Genomic DNA, 22,128 nt, shown 5'->3' on the forward strand with positions numbered 1-22,128 from the left:
GTTATCTCCTCCAAGTAAGCTAAGGTTTTTTCGATTATAGCGGGATACGACCCTAATTTTCTCAGGTGTGTTCAACTTTATAAGCCTGAATTTGATATGCTCTTGTAGGTCATTGCTAAGGTTGCCAGCATCCGCTAGCCTGCTTACAATGCTCGCTTTGTGAAAAAATGACCTCGCCTCAGTCGCTTGGGTACATTTAAACTAGTTTTTAGGAGTTTCATATGCCCTGGAATGAGCCGGGTGGTAATAATCAAGACCCTTGGACAGGGAAAAATAAAACAACTAATAAATCGACTGACACCGATGAGTTAGTTAGAAAACTCAATCAAACACTATTGGGGCTTTTTGGTAAAAAGTCGAATAGTGGTAGTGAGCCGGACGGCCCTGCTAACTACACAGGTATCTTTGTTATTCTTGGTGTACTCGTCGCGGGTTGGCTATTTTCTGGCTTCTACATGGTGGACGCGCGCGAAGAAGCTTTAGTCCTACGCTTTGGTGCTTATAAAACGACTAGTGGCCCGGGTTTGCATTGGCATTTACCTACCCCCATTGAAAACGTTGAATTTGTGGATGTTGCTCAAAACCGTAGTGCTCAAGACACCAGCAATATGCTTACGCAAGATGAGAATATTGTTGAGATCGCAGTTACCGCTCAATATCAAGTAAGTGATGCTGAAGATTACACTTTCAATGTAGCCAGAGCTGACGATTTAACTAATCAAGCCCAAGGTACTTTGTATCAAGCAATGCGGAGTGCAACTCGTGAAGTAGTTGGGCGCAGTAAAATGGATTACATCCTTGGTGAGGGTCGTGAACAGATTGCTGTTGAAACCCAAAAACTCATGCAAACAATTTTGGATAATTACAAAGTCGGTTTACGGGTCATTAAGGTCAACTTAACTTATGCCGAAGCACCCGATGCGGTCAAAGATGCTTTCGACGATGCGAACCGTGCTCGTGAAGATGCTAACCGCTTCCAAAACGAAGCCGAAACTTACTCCAATAAAGTAGTTCCCGATGCACGTGGTGAGGCTTCACGTTTAAGTGAAGAAGCGATTGCTTATCGTGACCAACTTATAGCACGTGCCCAAGGGGATGCGGCTCGCTTTACTCAATTGGCAACTGAATACAAGAAAGCACCGGATGTGACTCGGGAGCGCCTCTATCTTGAGGCAATGGAAAGTGTAATGACCGGTTCACGTAAAGTGCTTGTGAATAGTGAGAATAGCAATAATATGCTGTATATCCCGATTGACCCTAAAGCAGCTCCAGTACCGACTGAGCTGTCTCCGGCTGCCATTTCTAGTGCCGCTGCTGCTGCAATCAACGGTACCGAATCTAACACTAGTATGAATGGTGTGCCCAGTACTGATACACGCCAGCAACGCCCCTTATCACCGGGTCAAACACGGGAGAGCCGTCAATGATTGAAACTAAACAACTTGTCCTTGGTGGTTTAGTCGTCTTAGCGGTTGGTCTTTATGCAACTGCCTATACAGTAGATCAACGCGAACGCGCAATTAAATTCGCTTTCCGGGAAATCGTCGACTCAAATATTCAACCTGGTTTGCACTTTCAGATTCCATTGATGAATACCGTGCGCAAGTTCCCTGCTCAGGTGCTCACTTATGAATCGAAAGCAGAACGCTTTTTAACCGGTGAAAAAAAGTATGTCTTAGTCGATTTTTTTGTGAAATGGCAAATTGAAGATGTAGCTACTTTTTATCGTGCCACCAATGGTGGACGTATGATTGATGCGTCTAACCGCTTGGGCGATATTATGAAAGACGGCCTGCGTAATGAATTCAGCCGTCGCACCATTGAGCAAGCACTTACTGAACAGCGCGACCAAATTATGCAAGGCTTAGAGCTGAAGTCGAATGAAGCAGCTAAGCAATTAGGGATTAAAATCGTCGATGTCCGTGTCAGCAAGATTGACTTCCCTGATGAGGTTAGTGAGTCCGTATTTAAACGGATGCGCTCTGAACGCCAACGGGTTGCCCAGGACTTCCGTTCACGCGGTCAAGCGGAAGCTGAGAAAATTCGTGCAACAGCGGATCGTAATGCGACGGTTATTAAAGCTGAAGCTTATCGGGATGCGGAAAAGGTGCGCGGTGAAGGTGATGCCAAAGCAGCTGAAATCTATAGCAAAGCCTATCAAGGTGACGCTGAGTTTTACTCCTTCTATCGTAGTTTAGATATTTACAAGAAAACGATTGGGAATAATGCTGGTACCACGATGGTGTTAGAGCCTAATTCAGAGTTTTTCCGCTATTTCAATAGCTCAACAGGTGGAGCTAAAGCTATGCCTGCTGCATCCGCTACCCCAACTGTACCAGCACAGTGAATATCAACTGGTCAGACTTAATTAATGCCTTCGCCCTCTTGTTAATCCTTGAGGGCTTGTTGCCCTTCATCAGCCCTAGCCAACTCAAAAAAGCCTACACCCAAATTCTCAGCTACCCTGAAAAATCCCTAAGGATGTTTGGGCTAATTTGTGTTATAGCTGGTATTCTGTTGCTCTTTCTAACTGACTAATCAAACATGCCAACGACTGACCAATACTGGGCGCTACCAGACGGGATTAGCGAAGCATTGCCTGAAGAATCATGGCGCTTAGAAAACTTACGTCGTAGCCTTTTAGATGTCTACGCCACTTGGGGCTACCAAATGGTGATGCCACCTTTGGTGGAGTATATGCAGTCGCTGAATACAGGCATCGGCTCAAATCTAGATTTGCAAACCTTCAAAGTGACGGATCAACTCACAGGGCGCACGATGGGTATTCGTGCCGATATGACACCACAAATTGCGCGAATTGATGCCCACAAATTGCAAACTGAGCATCCGAATCGTTTGTGTTATATCGGTAGTGTGTTACGCACTCGTGCTTTCAATGAAGATGGTTCACGCTCACCTTTGCAAGTGGGTGCAGAACTATTCGGACATGCGGGCGAAGATAGTGATTTTGAAGTGATTGCTTTATTACTCACTACGCTTAAATATTGCCAAGTACCTGCGATTACTCTCGATATTGGGCATGTAAATATTTTCCGTAGCCTTGCAGCTCAAGCCGGTTTAAGTACTCAGCAGGAAAAAATCTTTTTTGACATGCTTGAGCGTAAGTCTTTACCGGATATTGAAGCTTGGCTTGCGGTTGCAAACTTACCTGTAGCTGAAACCGAAATGCTAAGGCAATTGCCGCGTTTGTATGGTAAAGCCGATATTTTAAATTATGCTTCAGAAGTCCTAAGCGCTGCGAACCTGCAAGTCAAAGCAGCTATCCAGTATCTCAGCTCCCTCGTTAAGCGTATTCAACATGAATTTCCAGATTGCCATATTCATGTCGACTTAACTGAATTATCAGGTTACGACTATCACACTGGCATTGTGTATGCAGTTTATGCCGAAGGTAGTGGTCGGGAGATTGCTCGCGGTGGCCGCTATGATGGAATTGGTAAGCTATTTGGCCGTACCCGTCCTGCGACTGGATTTAGTACTGACTTACGTATTCTGACACGCTATTGGCAAGCCCAACCGCAGCAGCCAATCAAAATATTTGCACCTGCTGATACTGATCCCTATTTAAGCAACACCATCCAGCGATTACGTTCCCAAGGGCATTGGGTGGTACGTCAACTGCAAGGTGATACCGTGAAAACCCCGCAGGATGCAGGCTGCGGACAACAACTAATTAAGCACGGCAACGAATGGATTATTACGGAAGTTTAAAGCGAGAAAGTCATGGGTAAAATCGTTGTTGTTCTAGGCACCCAATGGGGTGACGAAGGCAAAGGTAAAATAGTCGACTTACTGACTGAAAATGCAGCAGCTGTTGTACGTTTTCAAGGTGGGCATAATGCAGGCCATACTTTAGTCATTAAGGGTGAAAAAACTGTATTGCATCTGATTCCCTCAGGCATCCTACGTGACAATGTAGAATGTATGATTGGCAATGGAGTGGTACTTTCTCCAGAAGCACTGATGAAAGAAGTGAATACTTTAGAGGCTAAAGGCATTGCAGTACGTGATCATTTACGTATTTCTGAAGCCTGCCAATTGATTCTCCCTTATCACATTGCATCAGATTTAGCCCGTGAACGTGCACGCGGCAATCAGGCAATCGGTACCACAGGGCGTGGTATTGGCCCTGCTTATGAAGATAAGATTTCTCGTCGCGGCTTACGTGTGGGTGATTTATTCCAGCCTGCTGAATTTGAAGCCAAACTGCGCTTTATTCTCGACTTCCATAATTTCACTCTAAAAAATTATTATCATGCTGATGAAGTCGACTTCCAGCAGACTTTAGATAATGCTTTAGCCATGACTGAAATTTTGCGTCCGATGATTATGGATGTACCGCATCGCATCGCTGAACTGCGGAAAGCTGGCAAAGATATTATGTTAGAGGGTGCGCAAGGGACTTTATTAGATATTGATCACGGTACTTATCCTTATGTCACCTCTTCGAATACTACGGCAGGCGGTGCCTGCACCGGCGCAGGCATTGGCCCACGGAATATCGATTATATTTTAGGTATTACCAAGGCTTATACGACACGGGTTGGGTCAGGTCCTTTCCCGACCGAACTTTTTGATGAAGTGGGTAAATATTTAGGCCAAAAAGGCAATGAATTTGGTGCCACCACTGGTCGCCCACGCCGTTGTGGTTGGTTCGATGCAGTCGTCTTACGCCGTGCTATGGAAATTAATAGCATCAGTGGTTTGTGCATCACTAAGCTAGATGTCTTGGATGGTTTAGAAACTGTAAAGATCTGCACTGGCTATCGCTTAGATGGTAAAATCTATGAAGTACCGCCGGTGATTACTGAAGAATTTGCACGTTGCCAGCCAATTTATGAAGAAATGCCAGGTTGGTCTGAGTCAACTTTCGGTTTAACTCGTTATGAGCAATTACCAGCCAATGCCAAAGCTTATTTAAACCGCTTAGCAGAAGTTGTGCAAACCCCAGTAGATATTATTTCTACTGGCCCTGATCGCGAACAAACCATTGTTTTAAGACATCCTTACGCGGCTTAAATAAAAAATAACCCCACCGCTTTTGCAAGAGGTGGGGTTTGAAGCCACATGAGGCGTGTGGCATGGTCTGCACCGTTCTGACACTCTATTCTGTTAACTACTTTGCAGGCTTTATGCCAACTCCATAAGCCATTATTTATAAAGTATTTTTTAATAAAGCGCTTAATTATTAATAAAATTTATATAGACGAATTAAGACAAGTTTGCCAATAATCTGTCAGTTTGAGACACTAGGGGAAACCCTATGTCAATGTAGGCATAGAAAACTTAAGGCCATTTATCACAAACGGTTTAAATTGCCTTGAACGCGTGCGTATAATATTGCGACAAATCAAAATCATGGCAGATTCTATGCAAGAAACTTTTTTAAATGATCTGGCAAAAAGCCAAGCCCCTGTCTTTTGTTTCCTCGTTAACGGGATCAAATTGGAAGGGTTTATCATTGCTTATGATCAATTCTCAGTGATGTTGGCCTCTAACCGCGATGCGGCGAGTTCTCAACTAATTATGAAAAGTGCTATTTCCACAATAGTGCCGAAAGGTGCAGGTCCAGTAGCACCAAAGACCCATTAATTTTTTAAGAAAGGATCAATCCCAATGGATGCAATTAAGATTCTCGGCAGCTTGTTAAGCAGTGGTGCATTATCAGGCGGCTCAGCGGGTAATGTACTGGGTAACATTCTCGGTTCAGCACTCGGTGGCTCAAGTAACCGACAAGGTGGCGGGATGGCTGATGTCCTTGGGAGCTTATTAGGTGGTGCACAAAACTCTAACCAAGGTGGCTTAGGTAATGTATTAGGCAGCCTTTTAGGTGGCCAACAAGCCAACCAAAATCAAGGCGGCTTAGGCAATGTGTTAGGTAGTTTGCTCGGCGGTCAACAATCTAATCAAAATCAAGGTGGCCTAGGAAATGTATTAGGCAGCTTATTAGGTGGTGCGCAACAAAACTCTTCAGCAAGTGCTGGTGGTTTGGGTGGCCTTCTAGGTGGCTTAATGGGTGGACAACAAGGCGGTCAGGGTGGTGGTGGTTTAGCCGATTTACTCACAGGTGCAGTTAGCAAATACATGCAAAGCCAAGACCCCAATGTACCTGATTTAAGTAGCAAATTACTGCCTAATCAACAAGCGGCTGAACAACAAGCTACTTTAATCATTCGTGCAATGGTTAATTCTGCCAAAGCAGATGGCACTATTGATCAGCAAGAGCAAGAGCGGATTATTGGTAAGCTTGGTAATATCAGTGATTCTGAAGCTGATTTCATCCGTAAAGAATTTGAAGCGCCTTTAGATGTGGCTGGTTTTGTACGCAGTGTGCCACCAGACATGGCGCAACAAATTTATGCGATTTCTTTAGCAGCCATTGATTTAGATACCCGCACAGAAGCACAGTATCTGAGCCAATTAGCACAAGGCTTAAATTTATCACCTGAAGTTTGTAATGCATTACATGAGCAGGTGGGCGCACCTAAACTTTACTCCTAAGTAGTTTACTACTTAAAGTTGCTAAGGGTCTGTAGTGATACAGGCCCTTTTGCTTTTGGGCAAACAACAAAATTTTAGAGAGAAATTAGTCGCTGCCACTGAGACCTGTTAGAATCCGCGCCTTAATCATTAATAATGACTAGCTTAAGCAGATAGCTGTAAAACTTAACTCGCTTAGCTATTAATAACGAGAGAATCTCATTTAAGATGCATGCTGCTAAAGACATGAAAGCCTTGGCGCGCGCGGTTATCGCTGCGGAAATTAGCGCCCTTCAATCCCTACCCGAGCGTATTGACGATCAATTTGTTGGAGCTTGTGAAGCGATTCTTAACTGTCGTGGTCGAGTGATTGTCACCGGTATGGGCAAATCAGGGCATATTGGCAGCAAGATTGCAGCGACCCTTGCTAGTACCGGCACGCCGGCCTTTTTCGTGCATCCGGGTGAAGCTAGTCACGGTGATTTGGGCATGATCGTTGATGGTGATGTGATTATTGCCCTATCTAATTCAGGCACTAGCGAAGAAGTCTTAGCGATTATGCCGGTGGTACGCCGCTTAAAAATCAAACTAATCGCAATGACTGGCAACCCAGAGTCTGAATTAGCACAATTAGCTAACTTCCATATTTATACAGGTGTTGAGCATGAGGCTTGTCCTTTAGGTTTAGCACCGACATCAAGTACCACCGCGACTTTGGTGATGGGCGATGCGCTTGCGATTGCTTTATTAGAAGTGCGCGGCTTCACGGCTGAAGACTTTGCACGCTCCCATCCGGGTGGACGTTTAGGTAAGCGCTTATTGGTACATGTCCGCGATTTAATGCATATTCAAGGCGAGATTCCCCGTGTCCTGCCAACTGCTGATATTCGCGAAACCATTCTAGAAATGACACGACATGGCTTAGGGATGACCGCAATCGTCGATGAAAGTGACTATCTGCTAGGTGTGTTTACCGATGGCGACCTGCGCCGCTCCTTTGAAAATGGTCGTGAATTACAAGGTCGGCCTATCGCTGAGTTAATGACCACGAGCTCACATACTATTCTGCCTGATGAGCTAGCGGTGACTGCTTTGAATAGGATGCAAGAACATAGCATTACCGCTCTACCCGTGGTGCAGGCTGGGCAAATAGTCGGTATTATCCATATGCATGATTTATTGCGCGCAGGGATTGTTTGATGAATGTAGATAAACAGCTAGCTAGCAAGATTGAACTACTGATTCTGGATGTGGATGGCGTGCTCACCGATGGCAGCTTGTTCTACGATAATCATGGTCAGGAATACAAAGCCTTTAATTCACGTGATGGTCACGGCTTACGCATGTTACAAGATGCGGGGGTGAAAGTTGCCATCTTAACAGGGCGTAAATCTGAGTTAGTCCAACACCGTGCTAAGAATCTTAATATTCCTACTGAACTAGTCTTTCAGGGCTTCCGTGATAAGCGCCCTGCTTTTGCGGCTTTGTTAGAACACACTAGTTTGCCTGCAGAGAAGATTGCTTATATCGGCGATGATGTGATTGACCTACCGGTTATGAAGCAAGTGGGTTTAGCCATTGCAGTCGCTGATGCCCATCCCTTCGTTAAAGAGCATGCACATTGGGTCACTACGCGCTCTGGTGGACGTGGTGCAGTACGTGAAACTTGTGAAATGCTCTTAGATGCGCGCGGTCAACTGCAAGCGATTCTAGACAGTTATCTACGATGAAGTTCTTTTTAGTCTTAGTATCGCTTCTGCTAGCGGTGATTCTTTTGCATAATCTAGAAGAATACCTAAACCGTCCTGAAGCAGAACAGCCGAAACAAGACTATGTAGCTGTTGATTATTATCTAACCGACTTCAGCTTAAGTGCGATTACTGCTACTGGTAATGTGAGTCATACTATGGATGGCCTTTATTTGGCTTATTCCCAAGACACTAAAACCAGCAATATTGTTAACCCACGAATTATCAGCAAAGATACTCAATCCACGGAGCTAGTCGATGCCGCCACGTTAACGGCTGATGAGGCTGTGATGCGGCATGATACGCAAGAAGCTGATCTAAATGGGCATGTACGCTTACACATGGCCGGCCAAGCCAATTCGGCCTTTGATCTGCAGACCACTTTTTTACATTATCGCTTTGCTGATCAACAGCTTAGTACTGAGCAGCCTGTCACGATTACTGGGCCACAATTGGTTTTACAGGGTACTGGCTTGGAAGCTAAACTGGATGAGGCTTATTTGAGATTAAATGCTAATGTTAAATCAACCTATCAACCTGCTCCCCCAATTACTCACTAGCTTATTTCTGTTGGCTAGCACGGCTGCCTATGCGATCAGTAGTGATGTCGAAAAGCCAGTGATGATCGAATCGGATTCAGTGGTTTTTAATAAAGAAGCTGGCACTGCAGTGTATGCAGGCAATGTAGAAATTAAACAAGGCACCCTTAGCATTCGTGCAAGCCGTATTGAAATTTCCGCACCCGAAAATGAAATTCAAACCATCAAAGCTACCGGTTCTCCTGTGAACTTCCAACAAACGATGGATAGCGGTAAGCAAGCGTTGGGGCGCGCTAAAAATGTCCAGTATTTTGTCACCCAAAAAAAATTAGTCTTAGAAGGCGATGCTAGCTTAAGCCAAGATCGTGACAATTTTGCGAGTAATCGAATTGAATACTCCACCGCGAATGGCGAATTAAAAGCCGGTGGGCAAGCTACCACTCCAGGTGAAAAACCAGGGCGGGTGCGGGCTATTTTCTATCCCACTAACAAAGCGCAATAAGAACTTATGGCTATTTTGCGCGCAGAGCATTTACAAAAAAGCTATAAGAAACGTCAAATTCTCAAAGATGTTAATTTAGCTGTTCATAGTGCCGAAGTAGTAGGGCTACTTGGCCCAAATGGGGCTGGAAAGACGACTTGCTTTTATATGATTGTCGGCTTGGTCGGTGCGGATGCTGGCAAGATTTTCATTAATGACTTGGATATTACGCAAGCACCTATGCATGAACGTGCGCGTGCCGGTTTAGGCTATTTAGCACAAGAAGCGAGTGTATTTCGTAAACTGACTGTGACTGAAAATATTCTTGCGGTGTTGGAGCTACGTAAAGATTTAAACCGTACTCAACGCCAAGCTAAACTTGAGCAGCTCTTAGAAGAGTTTCAGATTACGCATTTACGTGATAGCTTGGGGATTAGTCTATCGGGCGGCGAACGGCGGCGTTTAGAAATCGCGCGTGCCCTGGCTACTGAACCCGCGTTTATTTTATTGGACGAACCCTTTGCAGGGGTTGATCCTATTTCTGTGTTAGAAATTCAAAAAATCATTCGTCATCTGGTCGCACGTGAGATTGGGGTGCTGATAACTGATCATAATGTGCGCGAAACCCTTGGCATTTGCCACAGAGCCTATATCCTTAGTGAAGGGCGGATCCTCACTGAAGGATCGCCAGATGATATTTTGAACAATGAACAAGCACGTAAAGTTTACTTAGGCGATAATTTTCAACTTTAACCCCCGTGCTTCACCGAGGATTCACCACCTATGCGGCATTTTTGCAGTTGTTTTCAATTGGGGCTACCATGTGAATCATGGTGCGACCCAACTGTTCAATCTGGAAAAAAGAATAACTAATGCTCAGACAAGGACTTGATATTCGAATTGGACAAACCCTGTCCATGACCCCGCAATTACAACAGGCTATTCGTCTGTTACAACTTTCCTCTATCGAATTACAGGAAGAAATTCAGCAAGCTCTCGAAGAAAACCCGCTCTTACAACTGGCTGAAGACTCTAGTTTAACTCATGAAGATACTGTCACTGAACGCTCACCCACTGCGGAGTTACCAACCGACTCTACAGAAACTTTAGGTGAAAGTGATTTAAGTGAGCTAGGTGAAGTTGACACCACTAGCAATATGGATAGTGATATCCCTGAAGATTTGAATTTAGATGCGGCTTGGGACGATGTGTATGACACTAGCACCGGTGGTAATCACGATGGGGATAGCGACAATCAATCTTTTCTAGAAAACCAAGGGAGTTTCTCCGAGGACTTGCAAGAACACCTGCTTTGGCAGATTACGATGAGCCAACTTTCCGAGATTGATAAGCGCATAGCCGTGACTATTGTGCAGTCATTGGATGAAGCTGGCTATTTATGCGAGTCTGTAGAGGATATTTTAGAGAGCTTGATCGACGAACTACCGATTGAGTTAGATGATGTAGAGATGGTTTTAAAGTATATCCAACATCTTGACCCTTTAGGTGTAGGTGCACGGGATTTACGGGAATGCATGCTCATTCAACTGTATAAACAGCCTGCGAATGAGTTACAAAAACTAGCGGTCGTTTTGGTCGAAAAGCATCTAGACTTATTAGAGAAACGCGACTATAAAGAAATACAGAAGCGACTAAAAATCAATCAAGATACTTTCGAGGCAATGATTACCTTGCTAAGAACCTTACAACCAAAGCCGGGCAATGCCTTTTCTGCCAATACAACCGATTACATTACACCGGATGTATTTGTGCATAAAGTTCGGAATGTGTGGGTCGTATCCTTGAATCAACGGGTGACACCGGAGCTGCAAATTAATCAAATGTATGCAGATATGATTGGGCAAGTCAAAAACAGCACTGACTCACATTATCTAAAAAACAATCTGCAACAAGCACGTTGGCTGATTCGTAGCCTTGAAAGCCGCAACAGTACCATTCTGAACGTAGCGAAAGCGATAGTTGAACGCCAATCGGCTTTCATGCAATATGGTGAACAAGCGATGAAACCGCTGATCCTCCGCGATATCGCTGAAGAATTGGAAATGCACGAATCGACTATTTCTCGCGTAACCACTAACAAATATATGTATACCCCGCGCGGTATCTTTGAATTTAAATATTTCTTTTCCAGTCAACTAGATACCGATACGGGTTCTAGTTGCTCATCCACGGCCATCCGCGCCATGATCAAACAGTTAATCGCAAAAGAAGATGCCCGCTCACCTTTGAGCGATAGCAGCCTTACTCAGCTGCTCAAAGACCAAGGCATCAACGTCGCCCGACGCACGGTTACAAAGTATCGTGAAGCCATGTCGATTCCGTCCTCTCATGAACGGAAAGGCTTGGTGACGACTTGAGTCAACCGCTAGGAGGTTGGCTATTTTTATAGACCTTGTTTTAAGGAGTCTGCACATGCAATTAGAAATTACTGGTCATCACATTGAAGTAACTCCTGCTCTTAATAACTATATCAAAGAAAAATTGGAGCGTATCAAACGCCACTTTGATCAAGTTCTTAATGTGCACGTTATTCTGGAAGTGGAAAATAAGACCCTGCATAGTGCTGAAGCAACTATTCATGTTAGTGGTAACCAAATCTATGCCAATGCTAAAGAAGATAATATGTATGCTGCTATTGATGCACTCTGCGATAAGCTAGACCGCCAAGTGCTCAAGCATAAAGATAAGCTAAAAAACCATCATCGCGATGAAAACTTACGGAATATCCAACTGCAAGCTGCAGACTAATAGAGACTAAAGATGGACATTGTTACCCTGTTGTCGCCGGATCGAGTGGCTTGTGTCAATGAGCTATCGAGTAAAAAGCGAGCTTTTGAAAAGCTTGCCGAATTACTCAGCCACGAAGACAGTGAACTTGGCTTTGAGCACGAGGCAGTTTTCAATGCCTTAATCACTCGTGAGAAATTGGGTAGCACTGCATTGGGGAATGGTATTGCCCTTCCCCATGCATCCTTAAGCCTGCCAGAGGCAAAAGCGGCCTTACTGCTTTTAGAGGAGGGGATCAATATGGATACCCCTGACAAAAAGCCAGTCCATGTGCTGCTTGCACTGATTGTACCCAACGGGCAAACCGAACATTACCAACCTTTATTAACCGATTTAGCGATTGGATTAAAGCGTAAAAACTTAGCCAAAACCTTATTAGAACTACGCGAACCTGCACTGATTTTAGATTATTTATCTTCGCTATTTGTACAGAAAATCGCAGCCTAAATTGAAGCTCCATGCAGATTGTTATTATTAGCGGGATGTCGGGGGCAGGCAAAAGTTATGCGCTGCAAGCGTTGGAAGATACTGGCTATTACTGCATTGATAACCTACCGTCGCAACTGATTGAAGCGCTGATTCAAACCCCGCAAATCGCCAGTTTAGAACGCCTAGCTATAGGGATTGATATACGTGGTGGCAAGGACAGTCTTAAAGAAATTCCTGAAACACTAACCCGCATTCGCCAACGCTACCCGAAAACCCATCTGATTTACCTCTACGCGCAACGTGATGTTATCCAAAAACGTTATAATGAAACCCGTCGTAGTCACCCACTGATTCATGAAGAAAAAGAACTCGCTAAAGCTATTGAGTTAGAAGAAAACCTCTTAGGCTTCTTAGCCCAACAAGCCGACTGGCGTATCGATACTTCACAGACCACTGTGTATGAGTTAAGTCTATTGCTACGTGCACGCCTTGGCGAAACGCCCTTGCCTAATTTCTCACTGATGTTTCAATCCTTTGGGTATAAACACGAAGCCCCCTCTGATTCCGACTTTGTCTTCGATGTACGTTGCCTACCTAATCCCTATTGGGTACCTGAACTACGCGCTTTAACAGGACGAGATAGCGCGATTGTGGAGTGGCTACAACAACACCCACGAGTACAGCAGTTGTACCAAGGTATGCGCGATTTTCTGGAACTCTGGCTGGCTGACCCTGAAGCTTGCCAACGCACTTATCTAACGGTTTCTATCGGTTGCACCGGTGGTCGGCATCGTTCAGTTTATATCGCTGAGGCTCTCTATCAACACTTTCACCAGAAACTTGGTGACTGCGTATTACTACGTCACCGTGAGCTTAACTATTTAGCTCCATCTCAATAAGCATTTGATTTTTTGCTGTTTATTCATTTTCATTTTGTTATCATACATTTTTCTTAGCTTATAAATAAAACATTCAAATGATTATATCTTCATCACAAAGCTTAATGCGAGCTTAACAATATTGATTTGCATCTCAAGCAATTGATTATTAAAAAGACAAGCTGCCTTCACCTACTCCATTAATTTATTAGTGAATGCACATTTTACTTCTTAAGCAGAGAGAACTTATGGACAAGTTAACCCCTTATACCCTGAGCTTCATGGTAGCTAGCGCTTTCATTTTTACGCAAAGTTTCCAGCCAGCAGAAGCAGCTGGTTGCCAAACACTCAGTAAGGAAAGCCTCGAATCGAAGGCCGACCCTTATGAGCAAACCATTCGTAAAGCAGCGCAAAAATACGGCGTTAAACAAGAACTAGTAAAAGCCGTAATTACGGTAGAAAGTTGCTTTAAAAAACGCGCACGCGGCAGCTCTGGTGAAAAAGGCTTAATGCAATTAATGCCAGCAACAGCACGGCGTTTTAATTTAAAAGGTGGCTATAGCCCTTGGCAGAATATTCACGCCGGAACTAAATATCTAAGCTATCTGCTAGAGCGTTATAATGGTGATTTAAGCCGTACAGTAGCTGCCTATAATGCAGGCGAAGGTAATATCCGTCCGGGTGGAAAAATCCGCAATCCGTACTATGTCAGCAAAGTTATGAGTGCGTATGGTAAATTTGCAGGCGGTTATAGTGGCTCTAATCTCATCAAAACTAAGGCTAGCACTGAGAATTTAGCTGAGCTCAAACCACACAAAGCCAGTAAGAAAACTAGTACAACTAAAACGGTCTTGACTCAAGCAGAGACTAGTATTCTGCCTTGGAAAGAAAAAACCAAAGGCCGGATAGCTGATGCTTCTAAAGTGCGTACAGCAGCTTTCACCGTGAAAACTGGGCATACCGTCTATGAAGTGATGCGCCAAACGGGTGTACCGGTGAAGCAATTGATTAGCATGAATAAACTAGCTATGCCTTATCATTTGCAAGCAGGGCAAAAATTGCGCTTAAGCTAACACCCCTGAATAGCCAGCTTAGCAATTAAGCTGGCTAACATTGATTAGAATAAACCTTCGATCTGGCCTTGTGGATTAATCCCAATACTATTAGCGGCCGGAACCCGCGGTAAGCCCGGCATGGTCATAATATCCCCACAAACGACAACCACAAATTCAGCACCAGCCGCTAAGCGTACTTCACGAATACCGACCATATGCCCACTCGGTGCGCCGCGTAATTGTGGATCGGTCGAAAAACTATACTGGGTTTTAGCAATACACACTGGCAAATGTCCAAAGCCCTCCTCTTCAAAGCGATTAAATTCAGCCCGGACTTTTTTGTCGGCAAGAATATCATCAGCTCCATACAAGTGCGTCGCAATGGTGCGTACTTTTTGCCAAAGTGGCAGGTTATCATCGTATAAGGGAGCAAATTGACTCGCACCACTTTCGGCTAAGGCGACAACTTTGTGAGCTAATTGTGCTGCACCTTTACCACCATCCGACCAATGTGTACAAACGACTGCTTCAACACCATAAGCAGCAGCCGCTTCGCGCACCGCTTGCAATTCAGCTTCACTGTCTAAAGTAAACCGATTGATTCCCACCACCACCGGCACACCAAAGCTTTTCACATTACGAATATGGCGAGCTAAATTAGCACAGCCTTTTTTCACTGCCTCGACATTTTCTTGCCCTACATCCGCAAAAGCGACGCCCCCATTCATCTTCAAAGCCCGTACAGTCGCTACTATCACCGCAGCGGCAGGCGCTAACTTAGCTTTGCGGCATTTAATATCAAAGAACTTTTCTGCGCCTAAATCAGCACCAAAGCCTGCTTCTGTCACCACATAATCGGCAAGTTTCAAGGCAGTTTTAGTCGCCATTACCGAGTTACAGCCATGAGCAATATTGGCAAAAGGCCCGCCATGAATAAAGGCGGGATTATTCTCCAAAGTCTGTACTAAATTAGGTTGGAGTGCATCTTTAAGTAGGGCAGCCATTGCTCCATCCGCTTGCAAATCACGCGCACGCACCGGCTGCTTTTGCCGATTGACACCAATGATAATATTACCTAAACGTTTGCGCAGATCCTCTAAGCTGGTCGACAAACATAAAATCGCCATCACTTCAGACGCGACCGTAATATCAAAACCATCTTCACGTGGGTAACCATTTGCCGCACCACCTAAGGAGCTAACGATATTTCTTAGAGCGCGATCATTCATATCCATCACACGCTTCCAAGTCACCCGACGCGCATCAATCTGTAGCTCATTCCCCCAATGAATGTGATTATCAATTAAAGCAGCTAACAAATTGTGCGCAGCGGTAATCGCATGGAAATCGCCAGTAAAGTGCAGGTTAATATCCTCCATTGGAATAACCTGCGCATAGCCTCCCCCAGCAGCGCCCCCTTTCATGCCAAAACAAGGTCCCAAACTAGGCTCACGTAGGCATATAGCTGCTTTTTTACCAATATAATTAAGCGCATCCCCCAGACCTACCGTCGTCGTGGTTTTACCTTCTCCAGCCGGTGTGGGGCTAATCGCTGTGACTAAAATCAGCTTGCCGTTGGGCTTATCTTGGAGGGAATTAATGAAATCAAGATCAATTTTAGCTTTGGTATGTCCGAAAGGACTGAGCGCTTCCCAAGGAATACTTAGTTTGTCGCCAATATCTTTAATTTCTAGGGGTTTTGCTGCACGGGCAATTTCAATATCGCTGTTGGCCATCTGACTCCATCCTGTGGTGTTAAGGATGCAGCTCACTATACACTTAAAATTTTATTGATTGAACAGTCAGTCAAACGACTTGAATTTATTCTTTACCTTCGGCATGTCTAGCTGCTATCTCATAGGGATTGTCCAAATAAAAGCGTTTACCTTTAGTCAAAGCCCATAAGCCCGCGCCAAAATAAATGAAAGGAAACAAAAAGCCCCAACGCTCAAATTGCCGCACATGCTCACGCTCATGCACACGTGTACAATCCAGATAGTAAGGCGAAATTCCTAGCACAATATGGCCTAAAGTAATGGCTGCTGCTGAGCCAAATAACGGCAAACCTTTATTTAAGCGCTGCCCAAGCTTGCCGCCACTGATTTCAATGACGCCGGAGTGAATAGCAAAACTGCCTCCAGTCCAATAAGCAAGCGGAATCAAGGGCAAGAATAAGAAAGTAATAGGCCCAACCCAAAGGTATTTGAGAAGCTTTAACAAGGAAGCTTTTGAGACAAGCATCAGGCTAGCCGCCTAAATTAAACATAGAGCTAAACCTCAAGCCGCTGCTTCTATACTCGCAGCTTGTAAGTCTTGTACTGGGACTGGAGTAACCAATTGAGCCGCTGACTGAGTGCATAAACCGACCCGAGCGGTTAGGAGGACTGCCTCTAAATACTCGGGTAGAGGCCGCTCGATCTTACCCTCGAGACGTAATTGAATCATCCGAATCGCCCCACCGAACATACCGGAAGCAGCTACCCAAGTATCCATTTGCCGAAACTCGCCTAAATCCATCCCTCTCTGCACAATACCGCGCATTTTTGTAAATGCTGAGGAATCAGACGGCCTTGGCTCTTCAGGAAGGAATTCAGCATGTTTGGGATGAAAAGCAAAAGCAATAATATTGCGATGGGTTTCGGTATAGTTAAATAAATCAGCCATCACGCGTTTACACTGTTCCGAAGGTGAACCCCCTTCTGCAATCACATCATCAACCGCTTGATCAAGCTCATTGAGAATATGTTGATATAAAGCACGTGCAATCCCTTCTTTGCCGCCAAAATAGTTATAAATCGAGCCAATACTCACTTGAGCTTGTTTTTGAATTTCGTGAATTGAAATATTGTGATAGCCATGTTGCACAAATAGATCCAGCGCTGCTGTTAAAATTCTGCAGTCAATGGGTTCAGGTTGAGGAATAACTTTTTTAAGGTATGGCATACGATTTTAAAGTTTTGGTTGTTAACACTTTATGAGCTGGTAGCCGTCGGAGTACCCACTTGAGCACCTGAAGACTCAATCTTTTGTTGATGTGTAAAAGTTTTACCATCGGTATCAGTGATGGTTGCAGACAGTATACCTGATTTACCAGAGCTGAGATAAAACTGAAAATCAGGATTCTCACTAATAGAAATATCGGTTTCTGCACTAAACACCAGCTGATTATCCAGTTTAACTTCAATCGCTTTGATATACCGTGGTGGAATTGGCAAAGTTGTTACTTGGTCGCGCTGTAAGCCGGATAAGTTCGGATGCACAATCGATAAACGTGTTGCTGGCACAATCTGCTGCTCGGGTGTTGCCTTGCTAAAGCGCATATCACCGATATGCTTTTCATCCAGCTTGGTAGGGGGCGGAGCTGAGCAACCACCACTCGCCTTAACATAACGCCCCGTCATGTAAAGTTTGCCGTCATTAGTTTCTGCAATAACACGCACTGGTGAATAAGCATCAACACGAATTAATAAATCTAAATTAGCTTGAGCTAATAAGGGCGTTAATTTGAATTTACCGGCTAGCGGATTCGGATTGTTGTCTATAATGATATGGAGACTTTGAATATAGTGTTCAGCAGTTTGAGGAAAACCAGCTTGAATATGGATAGGCACGAGGGCTCCGTCTTCGGCGCGCACAGGTGCTTGTAAACTAATGATTGATTCATCCCAAGTAATGTCTTTATCCGGAAAGTAGAAGTTTTTAAGGCGGCTGAGCCAAGCTTGTTCTTGTTCAGCTGTTAAAGATAGATTGGCTGTGAGCTTAGCTGCTAAATCAGCTTGAGCTGAGCTAAAACTCAAGATTAACCAAAATGAGACTATTAGATGACAAATAAACTTCATAGTACTCCACTCCGGACAAGTCAAAAAAGGAATATTACCGCATTACAGCAAGGACTATTGACAAGAATGAACATTCATTCTAATCTGATTTAGGCTTAAAAACCAATGAAATAAGTAGGTGCTCCCACGACAGTGAATTAAGGTAATTTTTCTCAGAAAAACACATTAGCTGTTTGGTTTTTGTGAGTTTGAGCTAAACAGGCTTAGTTTCTCTGAAAAAAAGACTTGCTGTGGCAGCTTCTGCTAACGCATTAGGTCATTTACCTTGGAGGAGTAAACTATGAAGCACTTAGCAAAGCGCTTGACTTTAGCTATGGTGGTAGCTGGAATTCCAGCTGGTATTGCATTAGCCAATGATTCTGTACTACAGGCTACTGCAGATCCCAATAACTGGGCCATCTGGGGAGGTAACTATGGCGGTAATCGCTATAGCAGCTTAGATCAAATCAATGCTGGCAATGTCGCCAATCTCAGACCTGAATGGACTTTCTCAACCGGTGTACTCAGAGGACATGAAGGTGGCCCTCTCGTGATCGGTGAAACGATGTATATCCACACACCCTTCCCCAATAAAGTCTTCGCCATCAACCTCAACGATCAAACTGTCATCTGGCAATACGAACCTAAGCAAGATACCAGCGTCATTCCTACCATGTGCTGCGATACAGTTAGCCGTGGCTTAGCGTATGCAGATGGTAAAGTCTTCCTGCAACAAGCCGATACTACGTTAGTGGCGCTGGATGCTAAAAGCGGTGCGGTGGTTTGGAGCGTGAAAAACGGTGATCCCAAACGCGGTGAAACCAATACCAATGCCCCGATTGTTATTAAAGACAAAATCTACACCGGTATTAGTGGTGGCGAGTATGGGGTACGCGGCTTTATGGCTGCTTACAATATTAAGGATGGCTCGCCCGCCTGGAAATGTTATAGCACTGGCCCTGATGCAGAAATGTGCATGGATCCTGAAAAGACCACTACTTGGGGTGGTACCGATAAAGGGATTGTACCAGTTGGGAAGGATTCTAGCTTAAGCACTTGGCAAGGGGATCAATGGAAGATTGGTGGGGGGACTACATGGGGTTGGTATTCTTACGACCCTGATCTGAACCTCATTTATTATGGAACAGGTAACCCAAGTACTTGGAACCCAGTGGTTCGCCCGGGTGATAATAAATGGTCAATGACCATTATGGCACGGGATGCAGACACCGGTATGGCGAAGTGGGTCTATCAAATGACTCCGCATGATGAGTGGGACTATGATGGTGTCAATGAAGTCCAGCTAGTCAAAACCAAGCTCAATGGTAAAGACATCAAAGCTTTAGTGCATTTCGACCGCAATGGCTTCTCTTACACCATGAATGCTGAAAATGGTGAAGTACTGCTGGCGCAGAAATATGATCCAGCGGTTAACTGGGCTAGCCATGTAGATATGAAAACGGGTCGGCCTGTTGTCATTGATCAATACAGCACGCATAAAAACGGCCAAGATGTAAATACCAAAGGCGTTTGCCCTGCGGCTTTAGGTTCTAAAGACCAACAACCTTCCGCATTCTCACCCAAAACCGGCTTATTCTATGTACCCACTAATCACGTGTGCATGGACTATGAGCCTTTCCAAGTCGACTATGTGGCTGGTCAACCCTATATCGGTGCTACTTTAAGTATGTATCCAGCTGGTAAAGTGACCAATAATGGCACTAGCAATCTGGGGAACTTCATTGCTTGGGATGCAACGACTGGCACTATTAAATGGTCGATTCCTGAACCCTTCTCTGTTTGGAGTGGCGCTTTAGCTACTGCAGGTGACGTAGTGTTCTATGGAACCTTAGAAGGCTATCTCAAAGCGATTGATGCCAAAACAGGCAAAGAACTTTATCGCTTCAAAACCCCGTCCGGCATTATTGGTAATGTCAATACTTGGACCTTTAAAGGTAAACAATATATTGGCGTCTTATCAGGAATTGGTGGCTGGGCTGGTATCGGCATGGCAGCAGGCTTACAAGGCAATACTGAAGGCTTAGGTGCTGTGGGCGCTTATAAGAGCTTAAGTGCTTATACACAACTAGGTGGTGTCTTAACAGTGTTTGCTTTACCCGATGCCCCCAAAGCGGCTGAAGCTCCAGCTGCCCCCGCTACTGAGGTAAAAAAAGTCGCTGAGTTAACTCAAACTCAGTAGCTCAATAGTTTGTGATTTGAAAGCTGCGTTCGGAAGTACCCATCTCTCTAGTATGGGTACTTCCCCTTTAGACCGGAAGGAAAGGATGACAGATGATTGTTTTCAAACCTGCTACTTTGAGTTACCTCGCTCTATCTTTATGTTTGATTTTTACCTCGACTTTACAAGCAGAGGATGCATCACCCGCGCGTACTGCTTTAAAAGTTTGTGCTGATCCTCAATACATGCCTTTTTCCAATCAAGAAGGTAAAGGTTATGAAAATCGCTTAGCACAATTGGTTGCAGCTGAACTGAAATTACCGCTTGAATATACTTGGTTTCCCCAACGCCTTGGCTTTATCCGCAATACCCTAAAAAAAGAACAGCCGGATGGCGAAGGTTTCCTCTGTGATTTAGTTATGGGTCTGCCGACTGGTTATGAATTAACTGCGACTACGGATCCCTATATGCAATCGACTTATGCTTTAGTTGTGCGTTCAGACGGTAAGTTAGCTAGCTTAAAACAAGCTACTGAACTACTGACTAGCCCTCCAGCTAATCCAGATGAGATTAAAATCGGTATTACTGAGAGTGGTCCAGGTGCTGAATGGCTCGCCAAATACCAGTTGCATCAATATATGGCACCCTACCCTGCACAATCGGGTGATCCTGCTGATTTTCCCGGCAAACACTTACTGACTGATTTATTAGCTGGCCATTTAGATGCGGCAATTGTTTGGGGGCCTACCGCAGCTTATTTTACTAGTTATCACCAAGATGGACGAAACTTGAGCCTTTTGCCCCTTAAATCTGAACCCGGGGTACGCTTTAACTTTCCTATTTCTGCTGGAGTACGCTTGGGTGAAAAAGCGTGGAAAGAGCAAGTTAATACGATTTTAAAAAGTAAAAAAGCTGAAATTCAGCAGATTTTGCAAACTGAGTATCACATTCCGCTAGTGGATGATACCGGTGAACTACTAGCCGCTGTCAGCAAATAGGAGAACTTATCGTGCAATTGATTAAAACTTTATCCTTAGCAGTTGGCTTAAGTTTAAGCTGTGCTTTGCCTACTTGGGCAGCGGATGTACAGCGTCTACATACTGAACAAAGCGTGCAATTAAATGTACCGGCTGCCCAAGCTTGGGCAGTGGTTGGTAAATTTGAAGGTTTGCATGAATGGCATCCCGGCGTGAAGTCGACCATCATGCGCAACCCTGTGACCCGCATTTTGGATTTAGGCTCAGGCTTATTTCTAACTGAAGAATTGGAAGCAAAAAGTGATAGCCAAATGTCGTTAAGCTATCGCATTAGCAATATGACCACGGTCGACACCCTACAAATCAATGGTAAGCCAATTGAAAAGAAAGTGTTACCCGTCAATACCTACTCCAGCACAATCAGTGTTAAATCTAAAGGCGCAGGTAGCCAAGTGATTTGGACAGGTGACTTCTATCCTGCTTGGTTAGAGGCTACCCCAGCACCTGCGGGTATGGGCAAGCAAGACGCACTGGATACGATTAATGAGGTATTTCAAGGTGGTTTGGCGAATCTGGCTAAAAAGCTGAATGCCAGTACGGGTGCAACGGTTGCTGCTCCACAAGCTCAAGCGGCTGGGCTTGGATCTATGACTATAGAAACACCTGCACCTGCACCTGCACCTGCACCTGCACCTGCACCTGCACCTGCACCTGC

The 22,128-nt window shown here is 44.7% G+C and carries 24 protein-coding genes; 20 read left to right on the forward strand and 4 right to left on the reverse strand.

Annotated elements, in window-relative coordinates; translation table 11 throughout:
• Positions 1-221 precede the first annotated feature (221 nt).
• From hflK to Q0230_RS04550, 17 genes are all read left to right on the forward strand, one after another.
• Complete coding sequence (hflK, locus tag Q0230_RS04470) at positions 222-1,427, forward strand: FtsH protease activity modulator HflK (protein ID WP_298608590.1); 1,206 nt, start codon at positions 222-224, stop codon at positions 1,425-1,427.
• Positions 1,424-2,347, forward strand: a complete 924-nt coding sequence (gene hflC / locus Q0230_RS04475; RefSeq protein ID WP_298608592.1) for a protease modulator HflC — start codon at positions 1,424-1,426, stop codon at positions 2,345-2,347. The genes hflK and hflC overlap by 4 nt, the downstream gene beginning before the upstream one ends.
• Positions 2,344-2,538, forward strand: a complete 195-nt coding sequence (locus Q0230_RS04480; RefSeq protein ID WP_298608594.1) for a DUF2065 domain-containing protein — start codon at positions 2,344-2,346, stop codon at positions 2,536-2,538. Before hflC ends, Q0230_RS04480 begins: the two co-directional genes overlap by 4 nt.
• 6 nt (positions 2,539-2,544) lie before the next feature.
• Positions 2,545-3,732 (forward strand): ATP phosphoribosyltransferase regulatory subunit, encoded by a 1,188-nt coding sequence (locus Q0230_RS04485; RefSeq protein ID WP_298608596.1) that lies wholly within the window; start codon positions 2,545-2,547, stop codon positions 3,730-3,732.
• A gap of 12 nt (positions 3,733-3,744) precedes the next feature.
• Entirely contained in the window at positions 3,745-5,040 is a 1,296-nt protein-coding gene (locus tag Q0230_RS04490) for an adenylosuccinate synthase (protein ID WP_298608599.1), read from the forward strand.
• 351 nt (positions 5,041-5,391) lie between these two features.
• On the forward strand, positions 5,392-5,613 hold the full coding sequence (gene hfq / locus Q0230_RS04495) for an RNA chaperone Hfq (RefSeq protein WP_298608601.1): 222 nt from the start codon (positions 5,392-5,394) through the stop codon (positions 5,611-5,613).
• 24 nt (positions 5,614-5,637) lie between these two features.
• Positions 5,638-6,522 (forward strand): DUF533 domain-containing protein, encoded by an 885-nt coding sequence (locus Q0230_RS04500; protein ID WP_298608603.1) that lies wholly within the window; start codon positions 5,638-5,640, stop codon positions 6,520-6,522.
• A 207-nt stretch (positions 6,523-6,729) separates the two neighbouring features.
• Complete coding sequence (locus tag Q0230_RS04505) at positions 6,730-7,701, forward strand: KpsF/GutQ family sugar-phosphate isomerase (RefSeq protein WP_298608605.1); 972 nt, start codon at positions 6,730-6,732, stop codon at positions 7,699-7,701.
• Complete coding sequence (gene kdsC, locus Q0230_RS04510) at positions 7,701-8,231, forward strand: 3-deoxy-manno-octulosonate-8-phosphatase KdsC (protein WP_298608607.1); 531 nt, start codon at positions 7,701-7,703, stop codon at positions 8,229-8,231. Before Q0230_RS04505 ends, kdsC begins: the two co-directional genes overlap by 1 nt.
• Positions 8,228-8,809: an LPS export ABC transporter periplasmic protein LptC gene (lptC, locus tag Q0230_RS04515; RefSeq protein ID WP_298608608.1), complete on the forward strand. Its 582-nt coding sequence runs from the start codon at positions 8,228-8,230 to the stop codon at positions 8,807-8,809. The genes kdsC and lptC overlap by 4 nt, the downstream gene beginning before the upstream one ends.
• Positions 8,766-9,290, forward strand: coding sequence for a lipopolysaccharide transport periplasmic protein LptA (gene lptA, locus Q0230_RS04520; protein ID WP_298608610.1), 525 nt, complete (start codon positions 8,766-8,768; stop codon positions 9,288-9,290). Before lptC ends, lptA begins: the two co-directional genes overlap by 44 nt.
• Positions 9,291-9,296: 6 nt before the next feature.
• Complete coding sequence (gene lptB / locus Q0230_RS04525) at positions 9,297-10,022, forward strand: LPS export ABC transporter ATP-binding protein (RefSeq protein WP_298608612.1); 726 nt, start codon at positions 9,297-9,299, stop codon at positions 10,020-10,022.
• Between the two features lie 119 nt (positions 10,023-10,141).
• Positions 10,142-11,647, forward strand: coding sequence for an RNA polymerase factor sigma-54 (locus Q0230_RS04530; RefSeq protein ID WP_298608614.1), 1,506 nt, complete (start codon positions 10,142-10,144; stop codon positions 11,645-11,647).
• 55 nt (positions 11,648-11,702) lie between these two features.
• On the forward strand, positions 11,703-12,038 hold the full coding sequence (gene raiA, locus Q0230_RS04535; protein WP_298608615.1) for a ribosome-associated translation inhibitor RaiA: 336 nt from the start codon (positions 11,703-11,705) through the stop codon (positions 12,036-12,038).
• A 12-nt stretch (positions 12,039-12,050) separates the two neighbouring features.
• Entirely contained in the window at positions 12,051-12,524 is a 474-nt protein-coding gene (locus Q0230_RS04540; protein ID WP_298608616.1) for a PTS sugar transporter subunit IIA, read from the forward strand.
• A gap of 11 nt (positions 12,525-12,535) precedes the next feature.
• The gene (rapZ, locus tag Q0230_RS04545; RefSeq protein ID WP_298608617.1) at positions 12,536-13,405 is read left to right on the forward strand and encodes an RNase adapter RapZ; all 870 of its coding nucleotides are present in this window, start codon (positions 12,536-12,538) and stop codon (positions 13,403-13,405) included.
• Positions 13,406-13,632: 227 nt separating this feature from the next.
• A complete protein-coding gene (locus tag Q0230_RS04550; RefSeq protein WP_298608619.1) occupies positions 13,633-14,457 on the forward strand; it encodes a transglycosylase SLT domain-containing protein in 825 nt (274 codons plus the stop codon).
• A gap of 44 nt (positions 14,458-14,501) precedes the next feature.
• On the opposite strand, the gene Q0230_RS04555 is transcribed toward Q0230_RS04550, so the two are convergent.
• The 4 genes from Q0230_RS04555 to Q0230_RS04570 all read right to left on the reverse strand — a co-directional run bounded on the left by Q0230_RS04555 (position 14,502) and on the right by Q0230_RS04570 (position 18,278).
• Positions 14,502-16,175, reverse strand: a complete 1,674-nt coding sequence (locus Q0230_RS04555; protein ID WP_298608620.1) for a formate--tetrahydrofolate ligase — start codon at positions 16,173-16,175, stop codon at positions 14,502-14,504.
• Between the two features lie 85 nt (positions 16,176-16,260).
• Positions 16,261-16,680 carry a hypothetical protein gene (locus tag Q0230_RS04560; RefSeq protein ID WP_298608621.1) on the reverse strand — a complete coding sequence of 140 codons (420 nt, stop codon included), beginning with the start codon at positions 16,678-16,680 and terminating at the stop codon, positions 16,261-16,263.
• A 36-nt stretch (positions 16,681-16,716) separates the two neighbouring features.
• On the reverse strand, positions 16,717-17,382 hold the full coding sequence (locus tag Q0230_RS04565; protein WP_298608623.1) for a TetR/AcrR family transcriptional regulator: 666 nt from the start codon (positions 17,380-17,382) through the stop codon (positions 16,717-16,719).
• A 29-nt stretch (positions 17,383-17,411) separates the two neighbouring features.
• Positions 17,412-18,278: a quinoprotein dehydrogenase-associated SoxYZ-like carrier gene (locus Q0230_RS04570; RefSeq protein WP_298608625.1), complete on the reverse strand. Its 867-nt coding sequence runs from the start codon at positions 18,276-18,278 to the stop codon at positions 17,412-17,414.
• A 280-nt stretch (positions 18,279-18,558) separates the two neighbouring features.
• On the opposite strand from Q0230_RS04570, the gene Q0230_RS04575 reads away from it, so the two are divergent.
• From Q0230_RS04575 to Q0230_RS04585, 3 genes are all read left to right on the forward strand, one after another.
• Positions 18,559-20,457, forward strand: a complete 1,899-nt coding sequence (locus tag Q0230_RS04575; protein ID WP_298608627.1) for a methanol/ethanol family PQQ-dependent dehydrogenase — start codon at positions 18,559-18,561, stop codon at positions 20,455-20,457.
• Positions 20,458-20,549: 92 nt separating this feature from the next.
• Positions 20,550-21,434: a quinoprotein dehydrogenase-associated putative ABC transporter substrate-binding protein gene (locus Q0230_RS04580; RefSeq protein WP_298608629.1), complete on the forward strand. Its 885-nt coding sequence runs from the start codon at positions 20,550-20,552 to the stop codon at positions 21,432-21,434.
• Between the two features lie 11 nt (positions 21,435-21,445).
• Positions 21,446-22,128: SRPBCC family protein (locus Q0230_RS04585; protein WP_298608631.1), on the forward strand; the 683-nt coding region annotated here is incomplete at its 3' end.

The sequence above is a fragment of the uncultured Thiothrix sp. genome, from assembly GCF_937876535.1.
Lineage (GTDB): Bacteria > Pseudomonadota > Gammaproteobacteria > Thiotrichales > Thiotrichaceae > Thiolinea.

Excerpts from the sequence above, each read along its gene's own strand:
- hflK (WP_298608590.1), top strand. The coding sequence starts at position 222 with ATGCCCTGGAATGAGCCGGGTGGTAATAATCAAGACCCTTGGACAGGG.
- hflC (WP_298608592.1), top strand. The coding sequence starts at position 1,424 with ATGATTGAAACTAAACAACTTGTCCTTGGTGGTTTAGTCGTCTTAGCG.
- Q0230_RS04485 (WP_298608596.1), top strand. The coding sequence starts at position 2,545 with ATGCCAACGACTGACCAATACTGGGCGCTACCAGACGGGATTAGCGAA.
- Q0230_RS04490 (WP_298608599.1), top strand. The coding sequence starts at position 3,745 with ATGGGTAAAATCGTTGTTGTTCTAGGCACCCAATGGGGTGACGAAGGC.
- hfq (WP_298608601.1), top strand. The coding sequence starts at position 5,392 with ATGCAAGAAACTTTTTTAAATGATCTGGCAAAAAGCCAAGCCCCTGTC.
- Q0230_RS04500 (WP_298608603.1), top strand. The coding sequence starts at position 5,638 with ATGGATGCAATTAAGATTCTCGGCAGCTTGTTAAGCAGTGGTGCATTA.
- Q0230_RS04505 (WP_298608605.1), top strand. The coding sequence starts at position 6,730 with ATGCATGCTGCTAAAGACATGAAAGCCTTGGCGCGCGCGGTTATCGCT.
- kdsC (WP_298608607.1), top strand. The coding sequence starts at position 7,701 with ATGAATGTAGATAAACAGCTAGCTAGCAAGATTGAACTACTGATTCTG.
- lptC (WP_298608608.1), top strand. The coding sequence starts at position 8,228 with ATGAAGTTCTTTTTAGTCTTAGTATCGCTTCTGCTAGCGGTGATTCTT.
- lptA (WP_298608610.1), top strand. The coding sequence starts at position 8,766 with ATGTTAAATCAACCTATCAACCTGCTCCCCCAATTACTCACTAGCTTA.
- lptB (WP_298608612.1), top strand. The coding sequence starts at position 9,297 with ATGGCTATTTTGCGCGCAGAGCATTTACAAAAAAGCTATAAGAAACGT.
- Q0230_RS04530 (WP_298608614.1), top strand. The coding sequence starts at position 10,142 with ATGCTCAGACAAGGACTTGATATTCGAATTGGACAAACCCTGTCCATG.
- raiA (WP_298608615.1), top strand. The coding sequence starts at position 11,703 with ATGCAATTAGAAATTACTGGTCATCACATTGAAGTAACTCCTGCTCTT.
- Q0230_RS04540 (WP_298608616.1), top strand. The coding sequence starts at position 12,051 with ATGGACATTGTTACCCTGTTGTCGCCGGATCGAGTGGCTTGTGTCAAT.
- rapZ (WP_298608617.1), top strand. The coding sequence starts at position 12,536 with ATGCAGATTGTTATTATTAGCGGGATGTCGGGGGCAGGCAAAAGTTAT.
- Q0230_RS04550 (WP_298608619.1), top strand. The coding sequence starts at position 13,633 with ATGGACAAGTTAACCCCTTATACCCTGAGCTTCATGGTAGCTAGCGCT.
- Q0230_RS04555 (WP_298608620.1), bottom strand. The coding sequence starts at position 16,175 with ATGGCCAACAGCGATATTGAAATTGCCCGTGCAGCAAAACCCCTAGAA.
- Q0230_RS04560 (WP_298608621.1), bottom strand. The coding sequence starts at position 16,680 with ATGCTTGTCTCAAAAGCTTCCTTGTTAAAGCTTCTCAAATACCTTTGG.
- Q0230_RS04565 (WP_298608623.1), bottom strand. The coding sequence starts at position 17,382 with ATGCCATACCTTAAAAAAGTTATTCCTCAACCTGAACCCATTGACTGC.
- Q0230_RS04570 (WP_298608625.1), bottom strand. The coding sequence starts at position 18,278 with ATGAAGTTTATTTGTCATCTAATAGTCTCATTTTGGTTAATCTTGAGT.
- Q0230_RS04575 (WP_298608627.1), top strand. The coding sequence starts at position 18,559 with ATGAAGCACTTAGCAAAGCGCTTGACTTTAGCTATGGTGGTAGCTGGA.
- Q0230_RS04580 (WP_298608629.1), top strand. The coding sequence starts at position 20,550 with ATGATTGTTTTCAAACCTGCTACTTTGAGTTACCTCGCTCTATCTTTA.